Origin of the sequence: Flavobacterium sp., from assembly GCF_004211145.1 — a bacterium.
Lineage (GTDB): Bacteria > Bacteroidota > Bacteroidia > Flavobacteriales > Flavobacteriaceae > Flavobacterium.
In genome coordinates, this window is sequence record NZ_SEBS01000049.1 from 1 (window position 1) to 22,632 (window position 22,632).

At 46.7% G+C, this 22,632-nt stretch carries 19 protein-coding genes and 3 tRNA genes; 18 read left to right on the top strand and 4 right to left on the bottom strand.

The genetic code is table 11. The features are described from left to right. Nucleotides 1-384: 384 nt before the first annotated feature. The 6 genes from EOO50_RS16130 to EOO50_RS16155 all read left to right on the top strand — a co-directional run bounded on the left by EOO50_RS16130 (nucleotide 385) and on the right by EOO50_RS16155 (nucleotide 6,231). Entirely contained in the window at nucleotides 385-831 is a 447-nt protein-coding gene (locus EOO50_RS16130) for an SRPBCC domain-containing protein (protein WP_290841320.1), read from the top strand. Between the two features lie 106 nt (nucleotides 832-937). Beyond that, nucleotides 938-2,359 carry a glycoside hydrolase family 30 beta sandwich domain-containing protein gene (locus EOO50_RS16135; RefSeq protein WP_290841321.1) on the top strand — a complete coding sequence of 474 codons (1,422 nt, stop codon included), beginning with the start codon at nucleotides 938-940 and terminating at the stop codon, nucleotides 2,357-2,359. A 2-nt stretch (nucleotides 2,360-2,361) separates the two neighbouring features. Then, entirely contained in the window at nucleotides 2,362-3,276 is a 915-nt protein-coding gene (locus EOO50_RS16140) for a VOC family protein (RefSeq protein WP_290841322.1), read from the top strand. Further along, a complete protein-coding gene (locus EOO50_RS16145) occupies nucleotides 3,273-4,313 on the top strand; it encodes an acyltransferase family protein (RefSeq protein WP_290841323.1) in 1,041 nt (346 codons plus the stop codon). Before EOO50_RS16140 ends, EOO50_RS16145 begins: the two co-directional genes overlap by 4 nt. Nucleotides 4,314-4,603: 290 nt before the next feature. Then, nucleotides 4,604-5,647 (top strand): acyltransferase family protein, encoded by a 1,044-nt coding sequence (locus tag EOO50_RS16150; protein ID WP_290841324.1) that lies wholly within the window; start codon nucleotides 4,604-4,606, stop codon nucleotides 5,645-5,647. A 77-nt stretch (nucleotides 5,648-5,724) separates the two neighbouring features. Continuing rightward, nucleotides 5,725-6,231, top strand: a complete 507-nt coding sequence (locus tag EOO50_RS16155; RefSeq protein ID WP_290841325.1) for a hypothetical protein — start codon at nucleotides 5,725-5,727, stop codon at nucleotides 6,229-6,231. A gap of 71 nt (nucleotides 6,232-6,302) precedes the next feature. Here the strand turns inward: EOO50_RS16155 and EOO50_RS16160 are convergent, their stop codons facing one another. Together EOO50_RS16160 and galA are read right to left on the bottom strand one after the other, a co-directional pair. Continuing rightward, on the bottom strand, nucleotides 6,303-7,643 hold the full coding sequence (locus EOO50_RS16160; RefSeq protein WP_290841326.1) for a hypothetical protein: 1,341 nt from the start codon (nucleotides 7,641-7,643) through the stop codon (nucleotides 6,303-6,305). Nucleotides 7,644-8,474: 831 nt separating this feature from the next. Further along, nucleotides 8,475-11,879, bottom strand: coding sequence for a beta-galactosidase GalA (galA, locus tag EOO50_RS16165; RefSeq protein ID WP_290841327.1), 3,405 nt, complete (start codon nucleotides 11,877-11,879; stop codon nucleotides 8,475-8,477). 232 nt (nucleotides 11,880-12,111) lie between these two features. Here galA and EOO50_RS16170 point away from each other — a divergent pair, with 232 nt between their 5' ends. The 6 genes from EOO50_RS16170 (at nucleotide 12,112) to EOO50_RS16195 (ending at nucleotide 18,397) form a co-directional block, all read left to right on the top strand. Then, nucleotides 12,112-12,906 (top strand): N-formylglutamate amidohydrolase, encoded by a 795-nt coding sequence (locus EOO50_RS16170; RefSeq protein WP_290841328.1) that lies wholly within the window; start codon nucleotides 12,112-12,114, stop codon nucleotides 12,904-12,906. Continuing rightward, on the top strand, nucleotides 12,903-14,273 hold the full coding sequence (gene hutF, locus EOO50_RS16175) for a formimidoylglutamate deiminase (RefSeq protein ID WP_290841329.1): 1,371 nt from the start codon (nucleotides 12,903-12,905) through the stop codon (nucleotides 14,271-14,273). Before EOO50_RS16170 ends, hutF begins: the two co-directional genes overlap by 4 nt. After that, nucleotides 14,270-14,557, top strand: a complete 288-nt coding sequence (locus EOO50_RS16180; protein WP_290841330.1) for a hypothetical protein — start codon at nucleotides 14,270-14,272, stop codon at nucleotides 14,555-14,557. Before hutF ends, EOO50_RS16180 begins: the two co-directional genes overlap by 4 nt. Before the next feature lie 1,082 nt (nucleotides 14,558-15,639). Beyond that, entirely contained in the window at nucleotides 15,640-16,197 is a 558-nt protein-coding gene (locus tag EOO50_RS16185; RefSeq protein ID WP_290841331.1) for a hypothetical protein, read from the top strand. A gap of 299 nt (nucleotides 16,198-16,496) precedes the next feature. Further along, complete coding sequence (locus EOO50_RS16190; protein ID WP_290841332.1) at nucleotides 16,497-17,348, top strand: transketolase; 852 nt, start codon at nucleotides 16,497-16,499, stop codon at nucleotides 17,346-17,348. 95 nt (nucleotides 17,349-17,443) lie between these two features. Then, the gene (locus EOO50_RS16195) at nucleotides 17,444-18,397 is read left to right on the top strand and encodes a transketolase family protein (protein ID WP_290841333.1); all 954 of its coding nucleotides are present in this window, start codon (nucleotides 17,444-17,446) and stop codon (nucleotides 18,395-18,397) included. Between the two features lie 68 nt (nucleotides 18,398-18,465). Here the strand turns inward: EOO50_RS16195 and EOO50_RS16200 are convergent, their stop codons facing one another. Next, nucleotides 18,466-19,521, bottom strand: coding sequence for an FKBP-type peptidylprolyl isomerase (locus EOO50_RS16200; protein WP_290841334.1), 1,056 nt, complete (start codon nucleotides 19,519-19,521; stop codon nucleotides 18,466-18,468). Nucleotides 19,522-19,599: 78 nt separating this feature from the next. Here EOO50_RS16200 and EOO50_RS16205 point away from each other — a divergent pair, with 78 nt between their 5' ends. Both EOO50_RS16205 and EOO50_RS16210 read left to right on the top strand, forming a co-directional pair. Beyond that, on the top strand, nucleotides 19,600-19,992 hold the full coding sequence (locus EOO50_RS16205) for an RNA-binding S4 domain-containing protein (RefSeq protein ID WP_290841335.1): 393 nt from the start codon (nucleotides 19,600-19,602) through the stop codon (nucleotides 19,990-19,992). 35 nt (nucleotides 19,993-20,027) lie between these two features. Further along, nucleotides 20,028-20,525 (top strand): phosphoribosyltransferase family protein, encoded by a 498-nt coding sequence (locus EOO50_RS16210; protein ID WP_290841336.1) that lies wholly within the window; start codon nucleotides 20,028-20,030, stop codon nucleotides 20,523-20,525. Here the strand turns inward: EOO50_RS16210 and EOO50_RS16215 are convergent. Continuing rightward, nucleotides 20,517-21,035, bottom strand: a complete 519-nt coding sequence (locus EOO50_RS16215) for a shikimate kinase (RefSeq protein ID WP_290841337.1) — start codon at nucleotides 21,033-21,035, stop codon at nucleotides 20,517-20,519. The two genes, EOO50_RS16210 and EOO50_RS16215, sit on opposite strands and share 9 nt — an antisense overlap. A 128-nt stretch (nucleotides 21,036-21,163) precedes the next feature. Here EOO50_RS16215 and EOO50_RS16220 point away from each other — a divergent pair. The 4 genes from EOO50_RS16220 to EOO50_RS16235 form a co-directional block, all read left to right on the top strand. Further along, nucleotides 21,164-21,236 (top strand) — tRNA-Lys (locus tag EOO50_RS16220). Between the two features lie 34 nt (nucleotides 21,237-21,270). Further along, nucleotides 21,271-21,343, top strand: a tRNA-Lys gene (locus EOO50_RS16225). 17 nt (nucleotides 21,344-21,360) lie between these two features. Then, a tRNA-Leu gene (locus tag EOO50_RS16230) sits at nucleotides 21,361-21,443 on the top strand. 203 nt (nucleotides 21,444-21,646) lie between these two features. After that, on the top strand, nucleotides 21,647-22,632 hold a 986-nt coding region (locus tag EOO50_RS16235; RefSeq protein ID WP_290841338.1), incomplete at its 3' end, for a nucleotidyltransferase domain-containing protein.

Here is a 22,632-nt window from a genome sequence, read left to right on the forward strand (position 1 = left end):
AAAACAACCAAACCTAACGTCCAATCATCCAAACGAATGTCTTAACTATTCTCAACTATCTTAACTGTAAAAAAATCTTCGTGCCTTCGTCGCAAAACAACCAAACCTAACGTCCAATCATCCAAACGAATGTCTTAACTATTCTCAACTATCTTAACTGTAAAAAAATCTTCGTGCCTTCGTCGCAAAACATCCAAACCTAACGTCCAATCATCCAAGCGCATGCCTTAACTACTCTCAACTATCTTAACTGTAAAAAAATCTCTGTGCCTTCATTCGCAAAATTAACTCACACCAATAATCCACATCACAAAATATATTAAAACCCACAAATCCTCTCAACCCAAAATCGTAACTTTAATCAAATTCTTAACTGTTACAACCATGGACAACACACTTTCAATCCACACCGAAATTGAAGTGCACGCGCCCGCAACTGAAGTCTGGCGTGCACTCACCGAACCCGAACTCATCAAACAATACTTCTTCGGAACTGAAATGGAAACCTCTTGGGAAAAAGGCGCGCCCGTTTTCTGGAGAGGCGAATGGGACGGAAAATCATACGAGGAAAAAGGCGAAGTGCTCGAAATCGACCCCGGAAATTCGGTAAGCATGAGTTACTTGACCGCGGGACTCGAAGACGTTCCCGAAAATTATTCGGTCATCACATTCGAAATCGAGACCCTCGACGACGAATTCTCGAAACTTACCGTGACGCAGGAAGGTTTCAGCGACCAGAAAGCCTGCGATCATTCACAGGAAAACTGGAAAGTCGTGCTCGACGGACTTAGAAAAGTCGTGGAGAACCAACCCGACGAACAGCTCCAATAAATTTCGAATACTTTAATGAACCTGGCGTTTCGTGATACGATCTCACACGAAGCGTCGGGTTTTTTAGTATCTTCAACTTTCGAAATAAACGATCAAAAAAACAACAATGAACCTTATCAAATCAACTGCGATTGTCGCGTCTTTCCTGATTTCAGGAATTGTGTCGGCTCAAAAACAAAAACACTGGAACGCCGAATCCTGGACGACGACGCCCGACAAAAAAGACATTCTCCGCAAGCGCGATGCTTTTTCGTTTACATCGAACAACGCAAAAAATAGCGCCGAGATCAAACTGATCAAGCTCGACGAAGGCCAAAAATTCCAAACGATCGACGGTTTCGGGTATTGCCTGACAGGCGGAAGCGCGCAACTGCTTTCGAAAATGTCCGACAAAGCGCAGAATGATTTGTTGCAGGAATTGTTCAGCACGAAAGGCATGTCGATCGGGATCAGTTATCTGCGCGTGAGCATCGGCGCGTCCGATCTCGACGAAACTGTTTTCTCGTACGACGATTTACCCGCGGGACAAACCGATCCGAAACTCGAAAAGTTCAGCCTTGAAAACGACCATCGCACGGGATTGATCCCGATCCTCAAAAAAATCCTCAAGATAAATCCGAAGCTCAAGATCATGGGATCGCCTTGGTCGCCTCCGGTTTGGATGAAGGACAACGGCGACACGCGTGGCGGTTCCCTGAAACCTGAATGGTATGGCGCGTACGCCGATTATTTCGTGAAATATATCCAGGGCATGAAGGCCGAGGGAATTCCGATCGACGCGATCACCGTCCAAAACGAACCGCTTCATCCCGGGAACAACCCGAGTTTGTTGATGCTCGCCAAAGACCAATTGGTTTTCGTGCGCGACCATCTTGGGCCGGCGTTCGAGAAAGCGGGCATCAAGACCAAAATCATAGTGTACGACCACAATTGCGACAAACCCGAGTATCCGCTTGAGATCCTGAACGATCCGAAAGCCAAGAAATACGTTGACGGTTCCGGATTTCACCTGTATGGCGGGACGGTCGATGCGATGACGAAAGTGCACGACGCGCATCCCGACAAGAACATTTACTTCACGGAACAATGGACGGGCGGTCCCGGCGATTTCCCTAAAGATTTGAAATGGAATGTCGAAAACCTATTGGTCGGAACAACGAAGAACTGGGCGAAAACCGTGCTGCAATGGAACTTGGCGTCTGACCCGAAATACGATCCGCACACTGATCGCGGCGGTTGCACGACCTGCATGGGCGCTGTCACGATCGACGGCTCGAACGTGGACCGAAACGTCGCGTATTATCACATGGCGCATGCGTCGAAATTCGTGCGTCCGGGATCGAAACGCATCTACACATCGGAACTCGAAGGTTTGCCCAACGTGGCTTTCCTCACGCCCGACAATAAAATCGTGATGATCATCGTGAATACGTCGAACGTCGAACGCAAATTCATCATCGCGCACCACTCGAGCTCGCTTGGCGGAACTTTGGCTCCGGGCGCGGTCGTAACGTATGTGTTCAAATAAAAATGCATTTTCGTCACGCGCGACATACAAATGATTTACAACCGTTGGTTTCGTTTTACACCGAAGTCATCGGCCTTGAAAAACTCGGGAATTTCGAGAATCACGACGTTTACGATGGTGTTTTCGTAGGCTATCGTAACCAGGATTGGGAACTCGAATTCACGGTTTCTAACGAAAAACCCGGACATGTTCCCGACGAAGACGACGCGCTCGTATTTTATCTCTCGACCGAAGCTGAAATCCACGACATCGTGAAACAGGCCGTCAACCGCGGCATTCATCCTGTCAAGAATAAAAATCCATACTGGAATGTCCACGGCCACACGATCACCGATCCCGATGGTTTCAATGTGATCTTGGCGTTGCGATCTCCCGGGGTAACATCGGAAAAAGTCAATTCGCTCGGCATTTCCGATTGGAATTCGCTCGTGAACCACGTTCGGAATTTGCCGTACGGACGAAACGAAAACCGACACGATTTCACGCTGGTCCTATCGGAAGGAAAAGGAAGTTGCAGTTCCAAACATGCGTTGTTGAAATCGATCGCCGATGAAAATCATATTGATGTGAAACTGTGCATCGGGATTTATGAAATGACCAAATCGAACACGCCCGGAATCGCTAATGTATTGCTCGAAAACCATATCGATTTCATTCCCGAAGCGCATTGTTACCTGAGGTCGAACAATCGCAGGCTTGATTTTACGAACCCGCATTCGGACATTTCGACTATTGAAAGCGTTTTGCTGACCGAAATCGAGATCACGCCTGAACAAGTCGCCGATTTCAAAGTGGAATTCCACAAGGATTTTATTAGGAATTGGTTGTCGGAAACTAATATTCGCAGCACTTTCGATGAAATTTGGGAGATTCGCGAACGCTGCATCGCGAACCTGTCAAACAACGATATAAAATGAACGAAAGCGCCACAAAAGAATCGTATTTCTGGGCCGAACAAATTCGCGCGGTCGCTATTCTCGCGGTTTTGACGATACATGTTTCAGGTGGTCTCGTTTTGGAATACGGCAAAATTCGCTACGATCACTGGATGACGGCTCACGTTTATGATAGTATCGTGCGGTTTAGCGTACCGCTTTTCCTGATGATTTCAGGCGCGTTATTGTTTCCAAAAGAATATGGGATCAGGGATTTCATGCGCAAACGATTCAAGAAAATACTGTGGCCGTTTCTATTTTGGGGATTGATCTACACGCTGTACAACCTGATTCAAAAATTAAACAACGGTTACCAAATGAGCGTAAAAAACATTGTCATGTTTATCTTTCGCAATTTCAGGGACAAACCGTACGACCATTTTTGGTTTCTATACCTGCTCATCGGGCTGTATCTTTTTTATCCGATCCTAAGTTCATGGGCAAGGCGCGCGACCGAAAATCAATTGCTGTATTTCCTCATTATCTGGTTCGCGATTTCGCTGACGACGATCGGTTACTTACACAATCTTGTGCCGAAGATTGAGTTGCGATATTTCTCAGGGTTTATCGGTTACCCCGTGCTGGGCTTTTATCTTTCTCGCATTCGATGGAGAAATCCCGTAAAAATCGGACTGGCCTGTTTCATTTTGGGAACGCTCATGACATTCTGCGCAACACTGGTCGAAATACGAAAGTCCGGGAATTTTTCAGAAATTTTTTACAATACGACAACGCCAAACGTGATCATCGCTTCGATGGGAATATTTTTGGTTTTGCGTTATTGCGAAGTCCATCAACGATTCATACGACGGCTTTTAGTAGAAATCAGCACGCAAAGTTTCGGGATTTACTTCGTCCACATTTTGATATTGATTATGCTGTCGTCTTTAGGGATGGCTGGCGATTTCGTTCATCCGGCAATTGGAATTCCCGTAATCGTATTAATTTGCATGGCTGTTTCATACGCAATAATCAAGGTCTTAAAACTGGTGCCGTTGTTAGGTCGAATTGTTGGATGAAACAGCCATTGTGTTTCGAGAATTTCCAACCTGATGACCGTAAACGAAACCAAACAGCTTACTGTTCTTAATGCACTTAATGATTTAAACCTGAACAACGTAAAATCGTGCAACGCTCCAAATAAAAATCTATAAAACCCAACCTTACTTTTTCAAGAAATGCCCGCTAATATCGTCATACTCAAGCAACAATTCATTCGATTTCCCATCGCGGTCAAAGAATTTCTCCCAAGTCGACAAAGGTTCCCAAATAGCGGTTTCTTTCTCACGCCAACAAACAACCTTCGTAAATGAACGAAAGCGCCACAAAAGAATCGTATTTCTGGGCCGATGCCATGCGCGTCGTCGCAACCTTCACGGTCGTCATGATCCATGTGGCCGATCCCGTGGCCAAAAAACTCGCCGCGACGAACAACCACGAATGGCTGACCGCGCTGTTTTTCGATTCATTTCGATTTTGTGTGCCGTTTTTCCTGATGATTTCGGGGGCTTTACTGTTGGGAAAACCCGATTCGTTGCCGGATTTTTTTAGGAAGAGAATGTCAAGAATCCTTCCGCCGTTTTTGTTGTGGAGTTTGGTGTACATCATCCACAAATTGATCTCGCAGATGAAGCAAACGCCGGTGGACGCGGGCGACATCGCTGCTTTCGTTTGGAGTAACATACAAAATCCTGCGTATTACCATCTTTGGTTCATGTACGTTTTGATCGGCCTATATTTATTTTACCCGATTCTCTCCAGATTCGCGCGACACGCCAAAAACAGCGAACTGCTTTATTTTTTGGGCATTTGGTTCGCGTTGCAGTTTTTTGAATTCCCGGTTTTCAGAGAAGTTCTACCCGCGTTCGAGTTGCGTTATTTTACGGGCGCGATCGGGTATCCGGTTTTGGGTTATTATTTGGCGCGAAACGACTTCGGCGTAAAATCGAGATTGTATGGAGGCTTGCTTTTCGTCTCGTCTTTAGTATTCACATTTTTAATTTCGTGGCACTATTCGACAAATGGCATCACGCGCGCGGTCGACGAGACATTTTTCATGATCAACACGCCCAACGTCGTGCTGATGTCGACAGGATTATTCTTGTGGATCCGCGAATACAAACCCACGAATCTAAAAGTGATCGAATACGCAAGCCGTTTCGGGAAATACAGCTACGGAATCTATCTCGCCCACGTTTTCATCCTGATGAAACTGCACTCGAACGGGTTGAGAGGTTCACTGATCCATCCGGCGATTGGCGTCCCGATGGTCACGGTAATTTGTTTCGCGATGACGTTCGGCCTTATCTGGCTGTTGCATCGTGTGCCGTTCCTCAAAAAAATTGCGGGATAAATTGCGTATTTTGGATATTCGTAACAAATATTGGATCTATCACAACACAAATCGATTGAACAATCAAAACTAAAATCATGAAGAAACTCTCACTTTTGCTACTTTTCCTGGTCGTAGCCTGCAGTAAAACGGAACCGAAACTTTTTACCCACGACGCAGTGTCGTTCACCATTCCCGGCGACTGGAAAATCGAGCAGGAACCGATCACCGAAGTCGGATACTATGTCGCCGCCCAAAAAGAAGGATTCAGTTCGAGCGGACTTTTCACGTTGACTTGGGTCAATGGCGAACTCAATCTCGATGAAAACGTGAAAGTATATCAGGAAGAGTTGCGCAATAACGCGGTCTACAAGTCGTCAAATTTGGTTTTCACGGCTACGAAACTAGGAAAATTTGCGGGTCATGAAACAATTTCTACCGGATTCTCGGCCAAGATACTGACCGTCGGACATCACGGAACGATCCATTCTTTCCTGCACAATGGCATCACGTACACCATTTTAATCCAGGAAGCCGACGATGATGCCGATGATAATCAGGAAGGTTTTGATATGATTGAGAAAACGTTGGTGATAAAGGGCTGATTGGTGGATTGGTTAATTGATTTGTGGTTCACTGGTTAATCGGATAAACGATCAACCAATGAACCCACTCTTTACATTTTCATCAAACTCGGATACACTCGCAAATACACCTCAAAAGCCATCGGATTATTTCCATAAAGCCCGTCAAGTCGTGACGAGGTCGAGTAAAAACTCATTTGTCCGCCGGCGGCGAATTTGAATTTTCCGATGGAATACAAATCGTAACTCAAACCAGCCGTGACCGCATTTACAGGAAAAACCGAATCCCCGTAAATCGCGTCGGGCAAACTGAGTTCTTCTGACGATTTCTGCACGAATTCATACCGACCGTAAACGGCTAATTTCTTTCTGTTCCAAGATGCTTCCAAAAGCGCCGCGTGTTCGCCGTCGTGTCCTTGTGTCTTGTTCATTCCCCAAAGTGCCGTGGCGTTGAACCAACCGTCGTCCGCGAGCGGCAAACTATACGTCGCCGATGCCGTGGTTCGGTTCACATCGTCGGGATGCAATTCCTCAGGCTGTTTCAAGAAACCGTGTGAAACCTGAAGCGCCCAATTCTTGTCGGGGTTGAATGACAATCGACCTGAATAACTATCGAATCTGGGTTTGTCGAAATCGTATCGGTGTTCGTTGGGTTCGCGCCCCGTAAATGACGAACCTTCGACTTTGAATTCCCCGTATCGGAACCCGATCGTCGCGACTCCGAACGTGATGTGCGTCGCATCGACCCAATGGTGCGACAAAGGCGCGTCAGGATTGTTCAACGCCGACGGACGATGCATGAACGCAACCGCTCCAAGCGCAGGTTCGCCGGGATATCCGACGTAAACGAATGCGTCCATGTCTTTCGTGAACGCGTACGAATAACTTACCGAAAGTTCTGAGAAAAGGTCGTGTGGATGCTGCCTGTCGACCAAAGCCGAGCCTCGATACGCTTCCCCGCTTTGGAACAGCAACGGATAACCGTCGTTTCCGCCCGTGAGCGCGTCGAACGAGAACATGGTATTGAAATGGAAAAGTCCTTTCTGCCCGATTTTGCGCTGCCCCATGAACATCAGCCAGTTCGGCGCATCGAATTCGTCGTCCCCACGCGAACCTTTACTTGCAAAATCCTGATTGTTGTATCTCACGAATAAGTTGCCGTGCGCCATGAACATCCAGTCCTTGGCATGGAACATCGCGCCGTACATGGGCGAAGCGTCGGGCAACCACGACGTTCCCGACCCGTTTCGGTTCATGGATAGATTTTGTGAAAACGCGTGGCTCATGTTTCCCATTGTCATGTCGTGGTCCATTTTGGTCGTGTCCATTTGCATTTTGGGCATCGAATCCTTGGGTTGCATGTTGTGATGGTCGTGTTGGGAAAAGGCGATCGACACAAAGAAAAGCGCAAGATATATAGGAAGATTTTTCATTGGAATGTTTTATCCGAAATTAAAAAAGCCGACGCGATGGCCGGCTATATAATTATTGTTTTGATTTGTAAAGTTTTGGATGAACTGATATATTTTTGAACAATTGAGATAGTTGAGATTCGTTGAGACGGTCGAAAAAAAACGCGCGATATGTCGGAGATTTTTCGTTGGAATGTTTTATCCGAAATTAAAAAAGCCGACGCGATGGCCGGCTGTATAATTATGGGTTTGATTTGTAAAGTTTTGGATGAACTGAAATATTTTTGAACAATTGAGATAGTTGAGATTAGTTGAGACGGTCGAAAAAAAACGCGCGAGATATGCCGGAGATTTTTCGTCGGAATGTTTTATCCGAAATTAAAAAAGCCGACGCGATGGCCGGCTACATAATTGTTGTTTTGATTTGTAAAGTTTTGAATGAACTGATATATTTTTGAACAATTGAGATAGTTGAGATTAGTTGAGACGGGCGAAAAAAAACGCGCGATATGTCGGAGATTTTTCGTTGGAATGTTTTATCCGAAATTAAAAAAGCCGACACGACGGCCGGCTGTATAATTATTGGTTTGATTTATAAAATTTTGAACGACTTGATTCTCAAAACAATCAAGATAGCCGAAATCCTACAAGCGAATTAAACGCTCTTAACTACTCTCAACTATCTTAACTGTCCAAAAAATTATCTACCAAAAATCACAATTCTCTTAACTATATTTATCGTTTACAAAATAAATCTAACCAAAACCCTTAATGATCTTAATGCACTTAATGGTTCAAATCTTAACAACGTAAAATCATGCGAAGCTCCAGATAACAATCTAAAAACCAACCTTACTTTTTCAAGAAACGCCCGCTGATATCGTCGTATTCAAGCAACAATTCGTTCGATTTCCCATCGCGCTCAAAAAACTTCTCCCAAGTCGACAACGGTTCCCAAATTGCCGTCCCTTTCCCACGACCATTCGGAACTTCAAAACCGGCCTTGTTCACTTCCTGTTTGCGGTGCGAATATTCCACGACGATTACGTCCTTGTCGTAACGCTGCGACAAATCGGCGAGATTGTATTCGAGATCCTGAATCGTTCCATGCCATTTCGGATAATACGAAAGCCCGATCACATCAAAATGCGCGTTGCGTTTCACCATTTCATCCAAACATTCCACCGACTCGAAATTCTGTCCGCCGAGCGCGATATGGAACATCATCTGGGTTTTCGGGTTCACGGCTTTCACGGCCGAAACGCCGGCGTTGTACAATTGTGCCATGCCGTCAGGATTCGCGATCGATCCTTCAGGCCAAACCAATCCGTGGTTGATTTCGTTTCCGACCTGCACCATTTCAGGCAACGTGCCTTGATTTTTCAGTTCCGACATTACTTTGAATGTCCAATCGTACAGCGATTTTTTGAGTTGCTCGAGCGATTGGCCTTCCCACGCTTTCGGCTTGTATTGTTTTCCGGGATCGGCCCAATAATCGGAATAATGAAAGTCGAGCAGCAGTTTCATTCCCGCGGCTTTCACGCGTTTTGCCATCGCCAACGTGTGCGGCAGATCGCAGAAACCTTTCCCCGGCGAATATCCTTTTTCATTCGCGGGTTCGTTGAAAATCCGGAGTCGGACGTAATTGAAACCGTGATCTTTCAAGATTTGGATCGCATCTTTCTCGACGCCTTTGTCTTGGAATTTCATGCCGCGGGCTTCGAGTTCAGGCAAGAATGAAATATCGGCACCGAGCATTTTATCGACCGAAATCACTTTCGCCGCCTCGCCTTTCAAACTGTATTTCGAATCGAATGTCACGATTTGTTTCTTCGCCGGTTCGACCGTTATAAAATCGGTTCCGCCCGTTTCCAATCCTGCGGCCTTCGCATCGAAGTGAATAAAATCCGATTTCGTTCCTGCTTGCACGATGACCTGGCAATGCCCGTTGAACAACATGCGTTGCCACGCGCCGTCGACGCATTTGTCAGGTTCGTGTGAACTCGGATCGCCGTTTCCGACACCGATGATTTTCGCATCGCCCTTGATGTCGAACGTGATCATGTTGTTCGCATCGGGAACTTCGCGTCCTTGCGCGTCGATTACCGAAATGTTGACGATCGCGACGTCTTTTCCGTCAGCCGTCATCGTGGTTTTGTACGGCGTGACGACGACTTCAGTTGCGGCTCCGGTTGTCTCTACTTTCGCCGTGAGTTTTTTTCCTTTTTTATAACCGACTGCCTCGAGTTTCCCGGGTTCGTAAGCCACGTTCCAATTCAAATGACCGTTGCGCGGCATGTCTTTTTTACCAAGTGATTTGCCGTTGAGGAACAACTCGACGTTGTCGGCATTCGAATTTACCCAAACCTCGACATTGTCGCTCGGGCGATCCCAATGTTTCTTGTCGGGCCAATTCCAATGCGGGGAAATGTGCAACACATCATTGTTTGCCCACCAACTTTGGTAATAATAGTACAGGTTCTTAGGGAAGCCGCAAACGTCCATGATCCCGAAGTGGGAATTCACGTTCGGCCATCCGTAAGGCGTCGGTTCGCCTCGATAATCGAATCCCGTCCAGATGAAACCGCCGAGCCAATACTCATTTTCAGCCGACAATTTCTGCCAATCCTCAGCCTTACTCGCCCACCAAGGCGCCGTGATATCCTGATCGGGAACGTACGCACGGATCGAATCTTTCGCATAAATGCCGCGAGTCGTGACCGTACTTCCCATTTCAGTTCCGATGAGCGGCTGATCGGGATGCGCTTTGTGATAATCGGCGACGGCGAATTGCCTGTAATTGAAACCGCGCACGGGGATGACTTCGTTCACGCCTTCGAATTCAGTTCCCAAATCGGCGGCGTATGTGGAAGTTCGCGTCGGATCGTATTGTTTTTGGACCGACAAAAGCGTCTTCGCGATGCGGTTTCCGAACTCGTTTTTCTGGATCAAACCTTCCTCATTCCCGATCGACCATAGGAAAATCGACGCGTGGTTGCGATCGCGTTTCAATAATTTTTTGAATTGGTCGGTGTATTCCTTACCCGAATTGAGCAGACGTTGCTCATCCAAAACCAACATTCCAAGTGAATCGCAAGCCATCAAAAGCACGGGATCGGGAGCGTTGTGGCTCATTCTCCAAGCGTTCACGCCCATTTGTTTCTCGAGTTTTACGCGATGGTAATGCAGATGGTCGGGTATCGCCGACCCGACGCCAGCGTGATCCTGATGATTGTTCACGCCGTAGATCTTGTGTTTTTTTCCGTTTACGAACACGCCGTTTTTATTGATTTCTATGGTCCGGACGCCGAACGGAACTTTTTGTTCGTCGATTACCTTTCCGTTTTGTTTCACCTGAACGACAACGCGATACAGATACGGATCTTCAAGCGACCACAGTCTCGCGTTTGAAACCGACAACGTAGCCTTTGCGGTCTTCACGTCGCCGGGATTAATTGACAATCCGCCCGCGTTCGATGTCGCGACGACTTTCCCGTTCCTGTCTTTCAACATGGCCGAAACCGTAACGTCGGATTTTGAAAAACCGTCGTTTGAAACCTCGGTCTCAACGGTTAGGCTCGCTTTTTTGCCCGAGACTTTCGCATGTGCGAAAACACCGTCGGTCGCGATATGCGTGTTCGAATATTGATTCAGCCAAACGTGTCTATAAATGCCCGCGCCTTCGTAGAACCAGCCTTCGTATTGGGTCGCGTCGACGCGAACGGTCACGATGTTTTCCTTGTCGAACAACAGGAAATCGGTGATGTCGTAATTTGTGCCGAGATAGCCGCTTTCGTTTCGTCCGCAGTAAAAACCGTTGACCCAAACCTGGGCATCGCGGTATACGCCGTCGAATTGGAGTTCGAATCGCTGGCCTTTATCGGCCGATGAAACCGTGAAATTTTTTCGATACCAACCGATCGACGTTTCAGGAAACAATCCGCCGACGGGTTTGAATCCATGCGATTGCACATCGAAATTCTTCACGTTCACGAACGGAAGCGCGACAGCCCAATCGTGTGGCAAATCGACTTTGGCCCAAGTCGTGTCGACGAATTTCGGATCGATCGCCGTCTTGGCTCCGTTGCCCGATTTGGAAAACACCGTCGCGACTGAATAATTGAAATCTTTCTCAGGATTGGCGGCGTGCCCAAAGTGAAACTTCCACCCGAAGTCGAAGTCGATCTTCTTTCTTGGCGATTGGGCAATGGAAAGCGCCGTAAAAAACAAAAGCGATAAAAGTAAACGGATTCTCATGCGTAAAATTTTGATTTTGGTAAAATTAACGAGAACGATTGCTTTTACCTACTGAACCCTACCAGTTTAGTCGAAAGTCCAAAGTCGAAAGTCGAAGGTCTTGGTTCGCGAATTTCGAAACGTTCATTTATTTCATTTAATCAAACAATGCCTCGATTTTAAAGGATTTTATCCTTTCGACTTTCGACTTTTGACTTTCGACTTCCGTATCTTTGAGTCACAAACTCCCATCATGAAACTCTACAATATTATAGAACCGACCGCGAATGAAGTCCCGATCGTGATTTCCTCGCCGCATTCGGGTACGTATTTCCCCGATCACATCAAGTCGCGGTTGAAGCCCGAGCTCGTCGAAGCGCCCGACGATACGGATTGGTTCATCGATAAATTATACGATTTCGCGCCCTCGCTGGGCATCACGATGATCACGGCGAATTACAGCCGCTGGGTGATCGACTTGAACCGATTCCCGCAACGCGAGCCGCTCTATTACGACGGTCGCGTGATCACGGGTCTGGTTCCGCACACCGATTTTAACGGATTGCCGTTGTATCTGGGCAAAAATCCCGACGACCGGGAGGTTGAGCAACGCCTCGAAGATTATTTCATGCCGTATCACGCGAAGGTCGGCGAGCTGCTCGAAGAGAAGAAACAGAAATTCGGGAAAGTGTTGTTGTTCGACGCTCATTCGATCAGGAAATCGGTTCCCGGCATCCAAAAAACGCCGTTCCCCGATTTGATCTTGGGCGACAACGATTTGGTCGCGGCTTCTCCCGCAATCATTGCCGCGGCTTACGATACGCTTCAAAAAGGCGATTACGACATCCAGCACAACGTACCGTTCAAAGGTGGTTACATCACGAGAAGTTTCGGGCGACCCCAGGACAACATCCATGCGCTCCAGCTCGAGATGGCGAAAACGAACTACATGGACGATTCCGAAACGAAATACCACGACGAGCGCGCGAACAAAATGCGCGAACTTCTCAAAGAAACATTCCAAAACCTGATTGCCGAGCTCGCATGAAAACGTTGACTTTTAAAGGTTTGCTGACCGAAAACGGCTGGATTGAAAACGCGTCGGTCGCCATTGACGAAGACGGGAAAATATTTTCGGTCACCCAAAATTCCGATGGAGAAAACATAAACGGATTCGCGCTTCCGGGTTTCCAAAACGCCCATTCGCACGCATTCCAATATGCGATGGCGGGTTTGGCCGAACTGCACGAAGGTTCAGGCGTGCCCGACGATTTCTGGAGCTGGAGGAACGCGATGTACAATTTGGCGCTTGCAATTTCACCCGGGCAACTCGAGGACATCGCGGCGATGTTGTATGCAGAAATGTTGCGCCACGGTTATACGTCGGTGGCCGAATTCCATTACCTGCATCACGACAAAGACGGAAAACCATATGAAAACCTGGCCGAACTTGGATTGCGTTTGGTCCGCGCGGCGCAAAAGACCGGAATCAGGATTACATTGGTTCCGATGTTCTACCAACAAGGCGGTTTTGGACAGGCGCCCGTCGAAAAGCAAAGACGCTTCATCTCAGAAACTACGGATGATTATTTCAAGTTACTCGAGAGTTCGGCGAAAGCGGTCGCTACTTATGAAGGCGCGAGACTCGCCACGGGAATCCATTCGCTGCGTGCAGTAAAACCTCAAGATGTGATCCGATTGACGCAGGAAATGGACAACGAGAAACCGTTCCACATCCATGTTTCGGAGCAGTTGAAGGAAATCGAAGACTGTCTGAATTTCCACGGAAAACGCCCCGTGCAATGGTTGCTCGACAATTGCGATGTAAACGAAAATTATCATTTGGTGCACGCGACGCATTTGGATGATTCCGAGGTTTCGGGTATCGCAAAATCAGGCGCGAATGTCGTGATCTGTCCGAGTACCGAAGGAAATCTGGGCGATGGCTTGTTCCGATTCGAGGAATTTAAGAACGCCGGTGGAAATTGGAGCATCGGCACCGACAGCCACGTCGGGCTCAATCCGTTTGAAGAACTCAGGATTTTGGATTACGGACAACGGCTGATCTCGCACAAACGCACGACGTTCTATCAACCGAATCACGGCGACAGCGGATTCAATGCGATGGCGATGGCGTGGAAAAGCGGACGCAAGGCGATGGGCGCGCAGCATGAAACGTTCTTTAAGGTCGGAGATTATTTCGACGCGGTGGTCATGGACGCGGATTCGGTTTTGGTCGCGACGTCGTCACTGAAAAATTTGTGCAATACGTTCGTATATGCGAGTGACGTTTCGAATATCTTGGGAACGATCGTAAGCGGGAAATGGGTCGTGAAAAACGGAAAACACGCTTCACAAAACGAAATCGTGATGAAGTTCAGGACGACGATGGAAAATCTGGGCTCGAGAAAATGACACATTCCAGAAAATCCTTGGGTTTCGCACTTTTGTCTTTCGTGACTTTTTTGGTCATCGCCGTGATTACCGCGGTTGCTCCCGGAAACGAAATTTTTACTGCGATTGGCGGGATTCTGCTGATCGTATTTATAGTTTTCGGCTTCTCGCATGCGTTGCGAAGTATTAAAGAGCCCAACAACGCCTCGAAAATCTTGGGCCTTATCGCCAACGGATTGCTGTTTTTGGTTTTTGCCGTATTGGTGATCGCCAACGTGATCGATATCGTAAAGGCATTCGGTTGATCAAAAAAATTCGTTAGGAACGGTTCGCCAGCCCTGATGGAAGCGGTTAGCCCGCAGTTGCCAAGCCTTGCTTTTTTGGGCGCGGCGCGGCGACCGAAGGAAGCCCGACGCCGCGCCTAAAAAAAAGCGGACTTGGCGACGAGGACTAATAGCGGACAGCAGGAAACAGCTACAAATCATTTAATTAACGATTAATTGTCAATTTTCAATTGTCCATTCTCAATTTACTTCCCTATTTTTGCACCAGATGAAAACACAGAACCATATCCAGATCTGCGACCTGCGCTCGAACGTGAAACCGTTCGGCCACAAGGGCGTTTTGTGTAAACCCAAATTTTGATTCACATTGAAGAAAAATAAGATATACAAAGCGTCCTGATTACCGGGGCGCTTTTTTTTTAACCGATGAATAGAAAAAATGAAAGTCAAGTTTTGCCGAATCCAATCCTGCTGATCCTTGTCGCCTAGACCGCTGACACTCGATTTTTGAATCAATAGCTCCCGCCAACGTTTCGCGGACAGGAATTTTGCGCCCTAAATATTTTGTAACTATCTGACTTTCAATAAAATAAATTAAATTTTTCTTGGATTTTTAAAAAAGACTTCTTTACTTTGCAAAGTCAAAAACAACACAGATCGACCGCACAATAAAATACATATAGTAATGAAAACCATCAATTCCATCAATCACATTCCAAACGCAGCGATGCAGCAGCCTAAACAGGCAGCGATGCTGTTTGTGTGCGATCGATATGGGATTGCCGGCAAGTGTATAAGTAAACAGACGCGAAAGAAGTAACATTCTTTTTTTTAGGATACGAAAGCACTTGCCAATAGCAGGTGCTTTTTTTTTGCCTGAGTGCCTGAGTGCCTGAGTGCCTGAGTGCCTGAGTGCCTGAGTGCCTGAGTGCCTGAGAAAAAAAGAAAAAAATTAGAGACGACAAAAAAAAGAATTTAAAAAAAACGCTTTGATCTGCAACGTAGATCTGATTTGAATGGGACAAAAAGACGTGAATTTAACACGCACGAACTCAGGCACTCAGGCACCTAGCACTCAGGCACTAAAAAAACACATAACCATCATGAAAACCCTAACCACAAAATTCTTCCAAGTCCTTGAAAGGAACTTGTCACTGAGAGATTTCGAAGCCGGGCTCAATTCTCTCGAGGAAGCCGACAAACTGGTCAAAAATGAACTCTGGAAAGCGTTCTACAGTTTCAATTACAACAGCAAAAGCGTGGGTTACGAGTTCTCGAAACTGCTTTCGAACTTTGACACCGACGAATATGCGCTGTTCAAATTCGAGAACACGTTGAAACAGATCCTTGAAGACGGGAACTTGTTTCGCGTGGTGAGGTCGGCCCACGATTTTAGTTTGAGATACGATTATCCGGCGTTTGCGGTGATCGGCGATTATGATTACGAGTTGCAGAATGAATATTTATCGTATGAAGGCACGCGCCAAAAACTCGCCGCGACCGCCGAAAATCTATTACAGCAATGGATCTCGTTGCGCACTGCCGAAGCGCGTCTGGATTTGCTTAAAGGCAAAATCCCGGTGCAGAACAAATTGCGCCTCTCGCCTGATTCGGCCTATATGAAGTTCTCAGGTAAACTCTGGAACTTCTGGAAAAATTAACTCTTGAAGGACTGCCATGTTCGAAAAATCCCGGGGCTTTTGCTTTGGGATTTTTTTTTGAAATGAATATCGATGAATATCGCGAACGCCCGAATTATCCAACTTCGATATTTCTGTTGAACAAAACGCAGGCATTCTGTCTCTCGTTTACCCATGCACTCAAAATAAATTTGCATAAGTGTATTTTTAACACTTAATTTGTTGAAATCATGGCTTCATTGTTAATTATTAATTATCAATTGTCAATTATCAATTGTCAATTAAAAGTATCTTTGCGGCAGTTTAATTAAAACCTTATAATGAAACGTAACACACAACAGTTAAACGCTTTAGCAATTCAGGTCAGGCGCGACATCCTGCGCATGGTTCATGCCGTGAATTCGGGCCATCCGGGCGGTTCCCTGGGCTGCACGGAATTTTTCGTAGCCCTTTACCAAAACATCATGGATCGCAAGGAAGGCTTCGACATGGACGGAATCGGCGAAGATCTTTTCTTCTTGTCGAACGGCCACATTTCTCCTGTTTTTTACAGCACGCTTGCACGTAGCGGGTATTTCCCGGTATCGGAATTGGCAACTTTCCGCCACATCAACTCTCGTTTGCAAGGCCACCCGACGACTCACGAAGGTTTGCCCGGAATCCGGATGGCGTCAGGTTCTTTGGGTCAGGGATTGAGCGTTGCCATCGGAGCCGCACAAGCCAAAAAACTAAACAAGGACAATCATTTGGTCTTCTCGCTTCACGGAGACGGCGAATTGCAGGAAGGACAAAACTGGGAAGCGATCATGTACGCGTCGGCCAAGAAAGTCGATAACATCATTGCGACCGTGGATTTGAACGGACAGCAGATCGACGGATCGACCGACGAAGTCCTGAACATGGGCAGCATCGCCGCGAAGTTCATCGCCTTCGGATGGGACGTTCTCGAAATCACGCAAGGAAACAACATTGAAGCGATCATCGCCGGAATGACCGAGGCCAAAGCGCTCACCGGAAAAGGAAAACCTGTCTGTGTCTTGTTGCACACTGAGATGGGCAATGGCGTCGATTTCATGATGCACACGCACGCCTGGCATGGAAAAGCGCCGAGTGACGCTCAACTTGAGACGGCTTTGTTGCAGAATTACATCGATACGGAATCTGATTATTAATAGATATGAGTTGTGAGATATGAATTTAGACTTTGCGCTACTTCAGCGGCGTCTAAATACTCATATCTCACAACTCAATACTCAAGATCATAAAAATGACAAAATACGAAAATACAGGCAGTAAAGACACGCGTTCCGGATTCGGCGCCGGTCTTACTGAACTCGGACAAAAAAATGAAAATGTAGTCGCGCTTTGTGCCGATTTGATCGGATCGCTAAAGATGGACGACTTCAAGAAAAATCATCCGGAACGCTTTTTCCAGATCGGAATCGCCGAGGCGAACATGATCGGGATCGCGGCCGGACTTACGATCGGCGGGAAAATCCCATTTACGGGAACCTTCGCGAACTTTTCTACGGGACGCGTCTACGACCAGATCCGACAGTCAGTCGCCTATTCCGACAAGAACGTGAAAATCTGTGCATCGCACGCAGGCCTTACTTTGGGCGAAGACGGAGCGACGCACCAGATCTTAGAAGACATCGGGCTCATGAAAATGCTTCCCGGAATGACGGTCATCAACACTTGCGATTACAACCAGACGAAAGCTGCCACGCTTGCGATCGCCGACCATCACGGTCCGGTCTACTTGCGTTTCGGTCGACCGGTCGTGCCTAACTTCATGCCGGCTGACGAAAAATTCGAAATCGGAAAAGGAATTCTGCTGAACGAAGGAACCGACGTCACGATCGTAGCGACAGGACATTTGGTTTGGGAAGCGCTTTTGGCCGCCGAAACTCTCGAAGCGAAAGGCATTTCGGCCGAAGTGATCAACATCCATACGATCAAGCCGCTCGACGAGGAAATCATCTTGAATTCCTTGAAGAAAACCGGTTGCATCGTGACTGCCGAAGAACACAACATACTCGGCGGACTCGGCGAAAGTGTTGCGCGCGTCCTGGCATTGAACAATCCGGCGCCTCAGGAATTCGTTGCGGTTTTCGACAGCTTCGGAGAATCGGGAACGCCTGAGCAGCTCATGGAGAAATACAAACTGAATGCAAGCGCTATCGTTGCGGCTTCTGAAAAAGTAGTTACGAGAAAATAATCATTCCGTTTATTCCATAAAAAAATCCCGTTCGGTTTGAACGGGATTTTTTGTTTCCATATAAGTCGTTACGGTGTCGAACCCGCACAGGCAGGATCCAAATGACGTCTTAGCCTATCAGGATTCGTGGCGTCTCCGCTACAATCAGGAACGGTAAAGAAATCGTAGAGTTGCGTATCGTCGCCAAGGTTTATCTGTAGTTCTCTTTTGGTCAACATCTGGTCGCCGTCATCGTCCAAATCGAGATAATCCGGCGGACCGTCATTGTCAGTATCATCGGGGTTCGGCAATGGATTACCGTCATCGTCCAGCGTGATGTAAATGTAACGGTCAGGCGTCGTGCCACCGTCAAGCGATCCGTGGTCTTCGAGATAAGATGGAATTCCATCGGCATCCTGGTCCAATCTCTTGATTTCAAACAATTTGAACGTAAAGATAAGCGGAGAATACGACGGAATACTTCCATTCGCGCCTCCATTGTAATAGCCCAATCCTGAAGGGATGAACATTACGCCGGCCCCGAAATCAGTATACAACGTAGGCTGGCCTTCTATTTCCTCATGGTCACCGCCTTTAAATTGCGGGAATATTTCGCTCCATCCTTTTACGACACTTTCGAGATTGAAAAAAGTCTGTGGAAAATTATTGGTCTCGAATTCGTTGGTTTTCAACGAGTCGTATGCCACGCCGTCTTCATCTTCCCCTGTCAAATGGAACAAATACGTTCCGCTGTAAGCCGCGAGTACTGCATCGACATTGCAAGGAAATGGCTTGTCGTTGGCGATACCGCCGCCTTCGCGTAATTTCAGGTAATATAATTTGTATTCGATATCGTCGTCTTCGACCATGCGGTACGTAAGCTTTCCGTCGGCGTTCGCGAAAATGGATGTCGCATCGTTTTCAGGCACTTCGTGAAAAATCACGTCTCCGTCCTGAGCGGTTCCGGGAGCGATTACTTCTTCGTAACTGTGTGTTTTGAGGAACTGCTCGATGTCGGCGATATCAGTGTCGTATTGCGTTTGGTAATCGCGCAATTTCACCGAATTACCGTCGTCGTTTTTCTGACAATTTGCCAGGAAAAGGCAAAGTGCGACGAGCGATGTTAAAATAATTCCTTTTTTCATGTTTGCAAGTTTTTTTAGGAGCGCAAGATACAATATTGATTTATTTTTGTGAGTACTTTAACGCTATTTTAGACAATCATGCGAATCGATAAATACCTGTGGTGCGTGCGCTATTACAAGACGCGAAATATGGTCACCGAAGCGGCCAAGAAAAACCATATCACCGTGAACGGCAACGTCGCCAAACCGTCGAAAGAAGTTTTTCCGGGCGATAAGATCACGTTCAGACGAGATCAGATCACGCACATCGTTTCGGTGCTTGATTTGCCACCGAGTCGCGTCGGGGCGAAACTCGTAGACATGTATAGAAAGGATGAGACGCCGGCCGAATCGTTCGCGCACCTCGAGCTCATGAAACTTTCAAAAGAGCACTACCGACGCACGGGCGATGGACGACCGACTAAAAAAGACCGTCGCGACCTCGATGAATACGGCAATGATTTTGACGATTCGCCGAACGAGGATTTGTGATTAATGCGTAACTTGAACCCTGAAAAACCGCAGCAATGAACAAGAATATCATACTCAATTCGAGCGAGATAGAACACAAGATCAGGCGAATCGCCTACCAGATTTATGAGACTTTCGCCGACGAGGAGGAAATCGTACTCGCGGGAATCGCGTCGAACGGTTTCGTGTTCGCCCGGGAAATCGCGCAGGTGTATGAGGAAATTTCAGGCATTAAACCGTTGTTGTGCGAGGTGAAGATCGATAAAAAAAATCCGACGTCGCCCGTGAAGACTTCGATCCCTAAGGAAGAATATGCGAACAAGGGTTTGGTTTTGGTCGATGACGTACTGAACTCAGGAACGACGTTGATTTATGGCGTCCGACATTTTCTCGATGTCCCGCTCAACAAATTCAAAACCGCCGTGCTCGTGGATCGCAACCACAAAAAATATCCCGTAAAGGCCGATTTCAAAGGGATTTCACTCTCGACTTCTTTGATGGAACATGTGAAAGTCGTGTTCAAGGAAAATGCGAACGCGGCTTATTTAAGTTAATTTCCCGATGATTTCCAACGCTATTTCCTCAACCGATTTCGCGTCGATCGTTATCACGTGCGACGATTGCAGGTAGTAATAATTTCGGTCGAACAGGTGCTTCGCGATGATTTCACGGATTTCGTCGGGCGCTTTTCCCGCGATCAAAGGACGCTCGTGATGTTCGTGGATGAGACGTTCGTAAATCGTGTCGATCGACGCTTTCAGATAAAATGACTTCACGCCTTCTCCATTCAACAACAGATGATTGTTCGCATAAGCGGGAGTTCCGCCGCCGAGAGCCAAAATAAAGCCCTCTTCCGATTGCATTTTCCCGCGGAAAACCTCGTGTTCAAGTTTCCTGAAAAACACCTCGCCTTTCGTCTCAAATATTTCCTTGATTGACATTTGGGCTTTTTCCTCGATCAAATCGTCAAGGTCGAAGCATTCGGTTTGGAGTTTTTGCGACAGAAGTTTGGCCACGGTCGACTTTCCGGATCCCATATAACCGCACAATAATAGTTTTCTCATGAAGGCAAAACCTTATAAAATAAGGCGTTAAGGATGATATTGAAAAAAAGGTAAATTTAAAATAAAATTGGTTTGAAAAATTAATAATAAGACTGTATATTTGCACCCGCATTGAAGAAATGTAACTAGACTCGATAGCTCAGTTGGTAGAGCACAACACTTTTAATGTTGGGGTCCTGGGTTCGAGCCCCAGTCGGGTCACAATTGACCGAAAAGTCAAATTCTTCAATGCAATGACTCGATAGCTCAGTTGGTAGAGCACAACACTTTTAATGTTGGGGTCCTGGGTTCGAGCCCCAGTCGGGTCACAATTTAAGTTAACCATGGCCTCGTGGAGAAACTGGTAGACTTGCCATCTTGAGGGGGTGGTGCTCACAAGGCGTATGGGTTCGAATCCCATCGAGGTCACGAATGAAACGAAAGTGTTCAAACAAAAAAAGCCCGAGCTCGCTCGAGGCTTTTTTTGTTTGAACACTTTCGTTTCTCAAAGCGGAGCTTTGAGGGATGCCGCCCACCGGGCGGAATCCCATCCGTGAACCCAACGTCAATTCTACCCATACCCAAAAACCGCTACTCCCCCAAAATCCCAAAACCTCCTCCTTTTCGAAGTCATCTCCGGAAGCAAATCCTTTGGCTTAAACACGCCAACATCAGATACAGATATAAAAGGGGTTTATTATCTGCCCAAGGAAAAATTCTATGGGTTGGAGTATATTCCGCAGGTTGCCAATGCCACCAATGATGAAGTTTATTATGAAATAGGCCGTTTTGTAGAACTGCTTTTAAAAAACAATCCGAACATCTTGGAGATTTTGGCCACGCCAGAAGATTGTATCTTATACAAACATCCCTTGATGGAAAAATTGCAACTGGAAGACTTTCTGTCAAAACTTTGCAAGGACTCTTTTGCGGGTTATGCCATGACACAGATTAAAAAGGCGAGGGGCTTGAACAAGAAAATCGTCAACCCAATGGCAAAGGAAAAGAAAAGCCTGTTGGATTTTTGTTATGTCTTGAAAGGGTATGACACCGTTGCACTGCTTGTTTTTCTGTCTGAAAAGAATTGGCAACAAGAACAATGTGGGTTAATCAATCTTCCGAATTCAAAAGGAATGTTTGCCTTTTTTTATGATACTACCACTGCTTTAGGCTATAAAGGAATTATACAAAAGGAAAACTCGAATGAGGTTTCGTTGTCGTCCATCCCGAAAGGGGAAGAGCCGATTGGCTATTTATCGGTCAATCAAGATGGCTATTCCAAATATTGCAAGGAATACACCGAGTATTGGGAGTGGATTGAAAAGCGAAATGACGAACGCTATAACACCAACCAGCAACATGGCAAGAATTATGACAGCAAGAACATGATGCATACGATTCGGCTCTTGCAAACTGCCGAACAGATTCTTTCTACTGGAACACTCAACATAAGAGTTTCGAATAGGGAAGAGCTGTTGGCTATAAAAGCAGGCGAAATGGAATATGACACATTATTGGAAATGGCGGATGGGCTGATAGCATCCATTGAAAAACATTATGCAATATCTACTTTGCCAGATCGTCCTGATCAGGAGAAGGCGATTAGTAATTTAATAGC